Origin of the sequence: Terrisporobacter mayombei (assembly GCF_020748465.1) — a bacterium.
Classification (GTDB): Bacteria; Bacillota; Clostridia; order Peptostreptococcales; family Peptostreptococcaceae; genus Terrisporobacter; species Terrisporobacter mayombei.
The window spans coordinates 116057-128186 of sequence record NZ_JAHZMP010000001.1 but is presented as its reverse complement, the minus strand read 5'-3'; the positions used below and the strand labels follow the sequence as shown (position 1 = coordinate 128186).

The window sequence follows — 12130 nt, the reverse complement described above, 5'->3', positions numbered from 1 at the left end:
TTGTTAAGTTATATATAGACTACAATTTTAAAAATATATAAAATAGAATAGAAACAGTGAAGTATATCTTGTATATGGGCACCTAAGATATATGGAGTAAGTGGTGCAACCGGCTATATTTTCAATTAATAAATTTTTATTAATTGTTGGGTATAGCTTTTTTTATTATAAATTATATTATTTGAGAGCTTATGAAAATTTATATAACTACTTTTTATATTTATACAAACAAAATAACAAAATAGATACAGTGAAGTATATCTTGTATGTGGGCACCTAAGATATATGGAGTAAGTGGTGCAACCGGCTATATTTTCAATTAATAAATTTTTATTAATTGTTGAGTATAGCTTTTTTTGTTCATGATTGTATTATAAAAAATATAGTTGGAAATGGAGCAATAACTTAAAAATATATGGATGTAACTATAGGTAGAGAAAGAATAAGTATAAAAATTGTAGAGGAATATACAAAAAATAAGATTACTGTACAAACATATAAATTATTTTTAGACGAGGAAAACAATACTATGAAAAAAGAGCTAGTTAACACTAGTGTTTATAAACCCAATTAAAAATTTTAATTTTTTTGTTTAAACCAACCCAATTTAAGGTATGTATGTATGTAGTATAAATTAATAATTAATTAAGCATTTATAATAAATAATCTAATAGCTTATGAAAATTTATACAACTACTTTTTATATTTATACAAAACAAAATAACAAAATAGATACAGTGAAGTATATCTTGTATGTGGGCACCTAAGATATATGGAGTAAGTGGTGCAACCGGCTATATTTTCAATTAATAAATTTTTATTAATTGTTGAGTATAGCTTTTTTTATTATAGATTGTATTATCTCATGGCGTATGAAAGTTTATATAACTACTTTTTAAATTACATAAAATAGAATAGAAACAGTGAAGTATATCTTGTATATGGGCACCTAAGATATATGGAGTAAGTGGTGCAACCGGCTATATTTTCAATTAATAAAACTTTATTAATTGTTGAATATAGCTTTTTTTATTGATAATCGTATTATCTCATAGCTTATGAAAACTTAAAAAAACTGATTTGGACATTAAAGTGAGAAAATAATATAAAGAAATGATAAGAAATCTAACGAAAATTAATGATTATGTCATAACCATGTAGGGAAAAACATACAGGATAATAAGGTGCTTAATTATTTTATGATAATCGAGGGGGGATTTACTAAAATAAAAAATTTTAAATATAAGGGTAAGTAGTGACGATAACCTTAATTTGATTTATGTAAATTGTAAATATAAAAGTCATATGGTTTCAAACTAACAAAATAATGTCGAAAATATACAGAAAATAAAAAATATTCAGACACATAAGGCGTGTTTTTCTAACATATTTCTTTGACATTTTATCTTTAAAAAGAAGTCATATGTTCTATTTGGGCTTTATTACAGTATTTGTGGTGCAGAAACTGTAAATAAAAATATTACTAGTGAGGAGTTATAATTATGAAACAAAAAAAGAAAAGTATATTTGGTATATTTATGGCAGCTATAATGATATTAAATCTTATTATGCCAAACATGGGCGTATATGCAGAAAACAGGCAAGTGGGTAGAGATATTTCGTCTACAAATGTAACACAATTATCTGTTTCACCATCAAAAATTGATGATGGGGGAAAAACAACTATTCGGTTAGAATTTAATGAAAATGGTGGGAATATTAATGAGGGAGATACAATACATGTAAGTTGGGACTCGTCTGGTCAAGCATTTCTTTCAGGATATAAAAAAACTATACCACTTATAATTCAAGGAAAAGAAGTTGCTAAAGCAGTTATTACTAATTCAGAAGCAACAATTACATTTAATAGTGAAGTAAATAATTTGGATGATGTTGAAGGATGGGTAGAATTTGAAGTTTTGGGAAGAAATTTAACAGACACTTCAGAGGAAGATACAAAAACAGTATATGTTGAATCTGGTTCAAAAACAGCAGATGTATCAATTCACAAAGGGGCATCTGGAACAGGCAGCGTTTTTTATTATAAAACTGGAGATATTCAATCAGATGATACAGAGCATGTCCGTTGGTTTTTAAATATAAACAATGAAAAAGCATATGTTGATGAAAGTATACACATTGAAGATATCATTCAACCTGGCCAAATATTAGAACCAGATAGCTTTAGAATTTATGTTCAAGGATATAGACCAAATTCATATTATGGTGAAAATGCCATAGCGAATTTTGAAAGAGATTATCCAGGTTCTCGTATAAGCAAGAATGTTTCTTCAGGAGAAATTACAGTTGATATTCCTAGAGAATATGCTTCTTTAAATAGTTTTTCAATTATGTACTTAACAAAGATAACAAATGAAAATCAAGATAAATTTGAGAATAATACAAAAGCTTGGTACAAGGAAAATAATAAGCCAGCAGTAAAAGGAGAAGATTTCAATCATAGTGTAGAAAATATTCATTCTGGTGGAGGAATAACTGGTACAGTTAAAGGTGAATTGAAAATTTTCAAGTCTATTTCTGGGACACAAGTTGGTATACCAAATGTTAAGTTTGAGCTAAAAAGAAAAGATGGTGAAGTAATTAAAAATAATGAGAAAGTCATCCAACTGATTACTGACGAAAATGGTATTGCAAATGTGAAAAATTTGCCTGTAGCAGAGTATGTAGTTAAAGAAATTTCTGCACCAGAGTGGATTAAATTTGATCCACTTGAATCAAAAGAAATAACTTTTACTGTAAAAGATACAGATACAGAAGGAACATTATTAAATATTGAAAATAACAAAAAACTTATTGATGTAAAAGCAACAAAAATTTGGGATGGTGGTCCAGCAGAAAAGCCTACAATATACTTTAAATTATATCGTAGTGCTGGAAATGATACGACTTCTAAAGAAGTTACAAATGCAGAGATAAAATCTCTTCCAGACGGTACTTCAGAAGTAAAATGGAATAACTTAGATCAAACTGATAACAGTGGTAACCCTTATAATTATTTCGTAAAAGAAGTCGATAAAGATGGAAAAGATTTTACACCAAATGGTTACGCGAAGACAGAAAAAGGTCTTACAGTAACAAATACCTATAATGAAAAGACTAATATTGATGTGACAAAAAAATGGGTTGGGAAAGAATCTAATAGTATAACAGTAAATCTTATGGCTGATGGTAAAAAGGTAGATAGCCAAATTCTAAATGAAGGAAATAACTGGAAATATACATTCTCAAATTTAGGAAAGTATAAAGATGGTAAAGAAATAAACTATACAGTAGAAGAAGAGTCTATTGATGGGTATAAAACAGAAATTACAGGAGATATGAATTCAGGCTTTGTTATAAAGAATACTAATATAGAAAAAATATCAATACCAGTAAATAAAGTATGGGTAGGAAAAGCAGGAAAAGAAGCTGAAGTAACACTTTTAGCAGATGGAAAAGAAAAAGAAACAATAAAGCTTACAGAATCAACAGGATGGAAAAATACATTTACAGAGTTACCAAAGTACGATGAAAAAACAGGAAAAGAAATAAACTATACATTAGAAGAAAAATCACAAGAAGGTTACTCAAGTGTAGTAACAGGAACATCAGAAACAGGATTTACTGTAACCAACACAATAACAGGAAAGACATCAGTTGGAGTAACAAAAACATGGATAGGAAAAGCATCTGATAGTGTAACAGTAAATTTAATGGCCGATAGTAAGAAAATAGATAGCCAAATTCTAAATGAAGGAAATGAGTGGCAATATACATTCTCAAATTTAGAAAAGTATAAAGATGGAAAAGAAATCAATTATACAGTAGAAGAAATATCTATTGATGGATACAAAACAGAAATAACAGGAGATATGAATTTAGGTTTTGCTATAAAGAATACTAATATAGAAAAAATATCAATACCAGTAAATAAGGTGTGGGTAGGAAAAGCAGGAAAAGAAGCCGAGGTAACACTTTTAGCAGATGGAAAAGAAAAAGAAACAATAAAGCTTACAGAAGCAAAAGGGTGGAAAGATACATTTACAGAGTTATCAAAATACAATGAAGTAACTGGAAAAGAGATAAATTATACATTAAAAGAAAAAGCACAAGAAGGTTATTCTAGTGTGGTAACAGGAACAGCAGAAACAGGATTTACTGTAACTAATACAATAACAGGAAAGACATCAGTTGGAGTAACAAAAACATGGATAGGAAAAGCATCTAATAGTGTAACAGTAAATTTAATGGCTGATGGTAAGAAGGTAGATAGCCAAATTCTAAATGAAGGAAATGAGTGGCAATATACATTCTCGAACCTAGAAAAGTATAAAGATGGAAAAGAAATCAATTATACAGTGGAAGAAACAACTATTGATGGATATAAAACAGAAATTACAGAAAATATGAGTTCAGGTTTTGTAATAACAAATACTAATACAGAAAAAATATCAATACCAGTAAATAAGGTATGGATAGGAAAAGCAGAAAAAGAAGCAGAAGTAACACTTTTAGCAGGAAATGTAGAAAAAGAAACAATAAAGCTTACAGAAAAAACAAACTGGAAACATATATTCACAGAGTTACCAAAGTATGACGAAGTAACTGGAGAAGAAATAAACTACACATTAGTAGAAAAGGCATTAGATGGTTACTCAAGTATAATAACAGGAACATCAGAAACAGGATTTACTGTAACTAACACAATAACAGGGAAAACATCAGTTGGAGTAACAAAAGAATGGGTAGGAAAAGCATCTGAGAGTATAACAGTAAATTTAATGGCTGATGGGAAGAAGGTAGACAGTCAAATTCTAAATGAAGGAAATGGATGGAAGTACACATTTTCAAATTTAGAAAAGTATAAAGATGGAAAAGAAATCATCTATACAGTAGAAGAAATAGCTGTAGATGGATATAAAACAGAGATTACAGGAAATATGAATTCAGGTTTTGTTATTAAGAACATTAATACAGAGAAAATATCAATACCAGTAAATAAGGTATGGATAGGAAAAGCAGGAAAAGAAGCAGAAGTAACACTTTTAGCAGACAATGTAGAAAAAGGAACAACAAAACTTACAGAAAAAACAAACTGGAAACATACTTTCACAGAATTACCAAAATACGATGAAGTAACAGGAAAAGAAATAAACTATACAGTAGAAGAAAAAGCCTTAGAAGGTTACTCAAGTGTGATAACAGGAACATCAGAAACAGGATTTACTGTAACTAACACAATAACAGGAAAAACATCAGTTGGAGTAACAAAAGAATGGATAGGAAAAGCATCTGATAGTGTAACAGTAAACTTAATGGCTGATGGTAAGAAGGTAGACGGCCAAACTCTAAATGAAGGAAATGGATGGAAGTACACATTCTCAAATTTAGAAAAGTATAAAGATGGAAAAGAAATAAACTATACAGTTGAAGAAATAGCTGTAGATGGATACAAAACAGAGATCACAGGAAATATGGATTCAGGTTTTGTAATAAAGAATATTAATACAGAAAAAATATCAATACCAGTAAATAAGGTATGGGTAGGAAAAGCAGGAAAAGAAGCAGAGGTAACACTTTTAGCAGATAATGTAGAAAAAGAAACAATAAAGCTTACAGCACAAACAAACTGGAAACATACATTTACAGAGTTACCAAAATACGATGAAGTAACAGGAAAAGAAATAAATTACACATTAGAAGAAAAAGCACTAGAAAATTACTCAAGTGTAATAACAGGAACATCAGAAACAGGATTTACTGTAACCAACACTATAACAGGGAAAACATCAGTTGGAGTTACAAAAAAATGGATAGGAAAAGCATCTGATAGTGTAATAGTAAGTTTAATGGCTGACGGTGAGATGATAGGTAGCCAAATTCTAAATGGAAGAAACAACTGGCAATACACATTCTCAAACTTAGAAAAATATAAAGATGGAAAAGAAATTAATTACACAATAGGAGAAGCCCCTATTGATGGATATAAATCAGAAATTACAGGAGATGTGAACTCAGGTTTTGTAGTAACAAATACTAATACAGAAAAAATATCAATACCAGTAAATAAGGTATGGGTAGGAAAAGCAGCAAAAGAAGTAGAAGTAACGCTTTTAGCAGACAAAGTAGAAAAAGAAACAATAAAACTTACAGATGAAACAAACTGGAAACATACATTTACAGAATTACCAAAATATGATGAAGTAACTGGAGAAGAAATAAATTACACATTAGTAGAAAAAGCCGTAGAAGGTTATTCAAGTGTAATAACAGGAAGTGCAGAAACAGGATTTACCGTAACTAACACAATAACAGGAAAAACATCAGTTGGAGTAACAAAAGTATGGAAGGGTGGAGAAGAAAAGAATATCACAGTTATATTGTTGGCTAATGGAGAAGAAATACAACGCAAACAATTATCTAAAGAAGAAGACTGGCAATATACATTCTCTAACTTAGAAAAGTATAAAGATGGTAAAGAAATAAATTATACAGTAAAAGAAGTACTTGTTGATGGCTATAACACAACGATAACTGGTAGTGTAGAAGAAGGGTATTTAATCACAAATACTAAAAAAGGCACAAATTCTAATACTAATGGTAACTCAAATAATAATAACTCAAATAATAATAACTCAAATAATAATAATTCAAATAGTAATAATAATACAAATACACCAACAACTGGAGATTCAGCAAATATTTTATTTTATCTAATAATATTATTATCATCAATAGTTATAATTTTTGTGATCCAACGTAAAAAAAATATTAAATGATAAAACAAAATAATTTTGTTAAAAGCCTAGATTTTTAATGAAGAATTAATTCAAAAAGACTTGCTTAATAAGCAAGTCTTTTTATTTTATATTTAATTCTTATGTTATCTCAAATTATTAATTAACAATAAAAATGCACTTCCTGCTTTTAGGTATTCTTCTCCCTCTACTCTACCTATTTTAACATTTTTATTATCATATACATATCCATCATCATCAACTCTTCCCACAGGGAAGTAACTAGTTGGATGATTGTGGATTATATTATTATCATCTATTCTTCCGATTGGAGAATTATTAATTGGATGATTGTGAATTATATTGTTAGTGTCTATTCTTCCCACTGGACATTGGTGATATAAATGATTGTGAATTACACCATCAGAATCTAATCTTGCAACACCTAAAGAATTAAAAGGAAAATTTACTATAGTACTTGCCATATACTTTACACCAACCTTCTTAATTTATTGTTAGAAAAATATTTGTTTAAATATTGCCTTAATTCAATAATTAGACATAAAAATATATAAACCTTCATAAATTATATATGTATACAACATACTTTAAGTTTTAAAGAAATTATTTACAAATTTACTATTTTGATATATAAATAATAAATAACTCTATGGTTTGAATTTTAAAAATAATAATGAATATAAGGACTAAAAGGGTATAAGATTATAGATAATAGTAAAAGAGAGGAGTCAATTTATGAATGATATATACAATGAAGCAGAAAGTAAATTTAAGAAAATAGAAAAACTTTTAAAAAGTGAGCTTATAGGGCAAGACTTATATATAAAAAATTTAATAAATTATATAAAAGATAAAACAGTAAAAAATGAAAAAGGAGTTATTCTTCTAGTTGGAGAAAAAGATACGGGCAAGAAAACGAGTGTTAGGCTTTTGATTGAAGAAATGTACAAAGAAGAACTAATAGAAAGTGATAATATAAACGAAATAAATCTAGATACATATAATTTTAAATTAGGATATAATGCATTTTTAAGTGATTTACATGAAAAGTTAAAATCTAAATCAAAATGCATAATGTTTAAAAATATACAAGATGCAATGGAGGAAATAGTTAATGTTATCTCAGAACTTTGTTTAAATTCTTGTTTCAACTTAAATGATGATTATATTATAAAAAATAATGTATTTGTAAAAGCTGACGAAGAAAATAGAGAAGAGATAAATGATATTTTGAAATCAGAAAAAATTCATAAAGAAAAAATAAATCAATTAATTTGTAATAATAAGTTTATAGTATTTACTAGTGATGATAAAAATATTGATTTAGAAAAAGTATTTGGTAATAATCTAATTGATAAAATACTCTATACTAAAGATTTGGATGAAAAAGAAAGAAATATTGTTGTAAGAAGAAGGGTAATTGAAACAATAAATAAGATCAAAGAAGAATTATCCTTGGACATAATGATAGATCTAAATAAAGATGAGTCTAATAAAGAATACTTCGGTATTTGTAAATATTTACAAGAGAGTTATAAAAAAGATAGTGATTTTGGTATATCAGAATATGTTATATACAAACTTAATAATCCTCTTAGAAATCTTGTTATTAAAGAAAATATAAAATTAAATAGTAGATTATTTATTTATGTGGAAAATGACGAGATATATTGTAAGGTAGGATTTCAGGTTTATAAATTAAGTGATTATACAACACCAACTTTGGAAGAAGCTAAATATAAATTAAATTCTATTATAGGGATAAAGGAACTTAAAGAATTTATTTATAATGTTCAAAATAATTATAAAGTACAAAATATAAGAGAAAGATTGGGCCTTACTACTTCTAAAATATCAATGAATATGATATTTGCAGGAAATGCAGGTACAGGAAAGACTAATGCAGCAAGAACTACTTTTGAATATTTAAATGCCCTAGGTTTACTTTCTCGTGGAGTATTTAGAGAAGTAAGTAAAGCAGATTTCGTTAGCGAAAATACAAATGAAACTGCAAAGAAAACTATGGAAGTTATAAACTCTGCAATTGGAGGAGTTTTATTTATTGATGAAGCTTATTCTCTATGTGAGAGTGAAGATGATAAGGTTGGTAAAGAAATAGTAGATGCTCTTCTTAAAGGAATAGAAGATAATAGAGATGATTTAGTAGTAATTCTTGCTGGATATGAAAATGATATGGAAAAATTCCTAAGCATAAATCCAGGATTAAAATCTAGATTTCCAAATATAATTCACTTTGAAGACTATACTCCTTATGAAATGTATGCCATAGCAGTTAATATTGCAAAAAGTAAAGGATATAAAATAGCAGATAATGTGGAAGATGATTTAATAGACTTGTTTGCTAAAAATCAAATTAGTGGAAAAAATGATTTAGGAAATGCCAGATTTGTAAGAAATATAATTGAAAATGCCATAATGGACGCATCTAGAAAGTATTTACAAGATAAACAAAAGAAAATAGATTTGTTAGAAAGACATAACTTCAACTTCAAGGTTAAAGCTAAATTTAATTTGGAAGAAAGACTAAAGGATATAATTGGATTGGAAGAAGTTAAAAACCTACTAAGAAGTCAGTACAAGCTTATTGTAGCACAGGAAAAAAGAAAATCAGTAGGAGTGGAAACAGAAATTGAACAAAATCTAAACATGGTTTTTGCAGGAAACCCGGGAACAGGAAAAACTTCCATAGCAAGACTTGTGGCAGAAATGTTAAATAGCATGGGCTTGCTTAAAATAGGTCAACTTGTGGAAACTGATAGATCTAACTTTGTTTCAGAAATTCCTGGTGAAACATCTAAAAAAACTGAAGAAACTTTTAAAGAAGCTATAGGGGGTATATTGTTTATAGATGAAGCTTATACTCTAGCCTACGATCCTCTTGGAAGAGAAGCCATAGAAACTTTACTTAAATTAATTGAGGATTACTCAAAAGATGTAATAGTAATACTTGCAGGCTATGAAAAAGAAATGGAAGATTTCTTTGATGTGAATATTGGCCTTCGTTCTAGATTTCCTCTATGGACCAACTTTGAAGATTATAAGCCAGATGAACTTTCTGAAATGGCAATAAAACTTTTAGAATCTAAAGGATTTAAATTATCAAAGAATGGCTATACATCACTTAAAAAGAGTTTTGTTGATATATATGAAAACTCCGATATGCAATCTGGAAATGGTAGATTGGTTAGAAACTATGTGGAAAACTTAATAAGAGCTCAAAGTATTAGAATCTCTGAAAGTGATATTAGTGTTTACGAAATGAACCTAATAACTACGAAAGATATTGACCATATAAACGAATTTACATCTGCAAATGATTTTAATTTAGAATCTAAGTTGAAAAAAATTGCAGCAAATGAAAAAGCTAAGGACTTTCTAAGAAATCAATATAAAATTATAAAGACAAAAGAAAAAAGAGAAAAGCTCGGAGTTAAAAGTCAGTTAAGTAAATATAGTAATATGGTATTTACAGGAAATAATGGTACAGGTAAAAAATCAACATTAAAAATATTATCAAGTATGTATTACAGTGTAGGAATATTAAAATCGAAAAATATAGTGGAAATGGATGAAATAGAAATAACTGCTCTTTTAGATGGAGGAGTACAAATTGAAGATATATTAAACGGTTATTTAGGCAAAATGGTATTAATCGATAAAGTACATTTATTTAATAATAAATACAATAAAAAAGAGCTAATATCATCTTTAATTAAGTTTATTGATAAAAATAATAATAAAATAATTATTGCTTTATGTGGAGAAAAAGATGGTATGAAGGAATTTGTATTAAGCAACCCTGCTCTTAGTTGCAGATTTCCAATATGGCTAGATTTTGAGGATTACAATGAAAATGAACTATTTGAAATTGCAACAAATCTTATAACTTATAGAGGGTATGAAATATATAAAGATGGAGAAGAAGAATTAAGAAAATCCATAATAGATCTTTCAAACTTATCTAATCTTAGTGTTAACAATGCACTTATGATTACTAAATTTTTAGATAAAGTTGTAAGAATGCAAAGTATAAGAGTTTATAATGATAAAATCATACCAAAAGATATAAATACTATTAACGCTTTAGATATAAGAAAAAGTAAAGAACAATTTATAAAAGAAAATACAATTGAAGAACCTACTTGTAATATGAAAGCTAAGGAAGAAAATGTAGCACAAGATAACTTAGTAAATTACACTAAAAGTAGATCATCTTATGGTAGAAGTATAAATACTATAGATGAATTACTTAAATTAAAAAATTTATTAGATTTGAATTTAATTACTGAAGAAGAATTTAATGTTTTAAAAAAAGATTTATTAAGATATTAATTATAAGTAAATAAATTATAAAAGGGACTATATAGAAAAATATTCTAATGTAGTCCCTTTTAATATTATTTAGTTTTTACAGCTTTTGTTGCAAAATATTTAGCACTATATTTACAAATTTTATCATTATCTACATCTTCATAAAAACCATTAATAGCAAAGCCAACACTTGTTTGGCCACCTATTAAATCTTCTAAAGTATGACTATATTCTATGGCTTCCTTATTATTTAAAAAGTTCATTTTTTCTTCTTCATTTAATTCATCTAAAGAATTAAATGGAAGCTTGTTTGCAACTTCAAATACACCTTTATCATATTTTTTATTTTCAAACAAATAAATTAAAGGATTAGCACTACCAAATAAGAAGTTTCCACCTGTTTTTAAAACTCTATAACATTCTTTGAATACAGGAAGTACATCTGGTATATATGTGACTGACACAGGGCAAAACACTAGATCAAAATAATTGTTTTTAAAACAATGTAAATGTGTCATATCACCTTGAACAGTTGAAATCATCAGATTATTTTCTTTAGAAACCTTTTCATCTTGCTTTAATTGATTCATTGATATGTCAAATACTGTAACTATTGCCCCAGTAGCTGCTAAAATAGGACCCTGTTGTCCTCCTCCAGAAGCAAGACATAATATCCTTTTTTTATTTAAATCTTGTGGAAACCAACTTCTAGGTACATTCTTGTGAGCAGTTAGTTTTATATTAAATATACCTTTTTTTGCATTCTCAATTTCTTCTTTTGTCACTGGTATTGACCAAGGAGTATTATTTACAACCTTTTTGTCCCAAGCTAATTGATTTTGTTTTACTACTTCTTTGTTATCCATAATATACACCCCTTAAAATTAACACAAATAAAATGATTAAATTAAATAATGATAGATTATTTTTGTACTAATTAAATTGCTTGCTTTATAAATAGTATATTATAAAATTATTGTCTTTTAAATAGTTAAGTGATAATATGAAGTTAATTCTTATGTGATATAATTTAAAAAACC

The 12130-nt window shown here is 27.5% G+C and carries 5 protein-coding genes and 4 riboswitches; of the genes, 3 read left to right on the top strand and 2 right to left on the bottom strand.

From position 1 onward, the window contains the following. The first annotated feature begins 40 nt into the window (after positions 1 to 40). Positions 41 to 124: riboswitch (cyclic di-GMP riboswitch) on the top strand. A 110-nt stretch (positions 125 to 234) separates the two neighbouring features. Beyond that, positions 235 to 318, top strand: a riboswitch (cyclic di-GMP riboswitch). A 97-nt stretch (positions 319 to 415) separates the two neighbouring features. Continuing rightward, complete coding sequence (locus K0039_RS00685; protein WP_228103140.1) at positions 416 to 574, top strand: hypothetical protein; 159 nt, start codon at positions 416 to 418, stop codon at positions 572 to 574. A gap of 147 nt (positions 575 to 721) precedes the next feature. Beyond that, a riboswitch (cyclic di-GMP riboswitch) is annotated at positions 722 to 805 on the top strand. A 102-nt stretch (positions 806 to 907) separates the two neighbouring features. Next, positions 908 to 991: riboswitch (cyclic di-GMP riboswitch) on the top strand. Between the two features lie 511 nt (positions 992 to 1502). Beyond that, complete coding sequence (locus K0039_RS00680) at positions 1503 to 6779, top strand: Cna B-type domain-containing protein (protein ID WP_228103139.1); 5277 nt, start codon at positions 1503 to 1505, stop codon at positions 6777 to 6779. Positions 6780 to 6883: 104 nt separating this feature from the next. Here the strand turns inward: K0039_RS00680 and K0039_RS00675 are convergent, their stop codons facing one another. Next, on the bottom strand, positions 6884 to 7222 hold the full coding sequence (locus tag K0039_RS00675; RefSeq protein WP_228103138.1) for a hypothetical protein: 339 nt from the start codon (positions 7220 to 7222) through the stop codon (positions 6884 to 6886). A gap of 271 nt (positions 7223 to 7493) precedes the next feature. Here K0039_RS00675 and K0039_RS00670 point away from each other — a divergent pair, with 271 nt between their 5' ends. Further along, the gene (locus K0039_RS00670) at positions 7494 to 11111 is read left to right on the top strand and encodes an AAA family ATPase (protein WP_228103137.1); all 3618 of its coding nucleotides are present in this window, start codon (positions 7494 to 7496) and stop codon (positions 11109 to 11111) included. Positions 11112 to 11176: 65 nt separating this feature from the next. Here K0039_RS00670 and K0039_RS00665 read toward each other — a convergent pair whose 3' ends face one another. Further along, the gene (locus K0039_RS00665; RefSeq protein WP_228103136.1) at positions 11177 to 11956 is read right to left on the bottom strand and encodes a class I SAM-dependent methyltransferase; all 780 of its coding nucleotides are present in this window, start codon (positions 11954 to 11956) and stop codon (positions 11177 to 11179) included. Between the last annotated feature and the right edge of the window lie 174 nt (positions 11957 to 12130).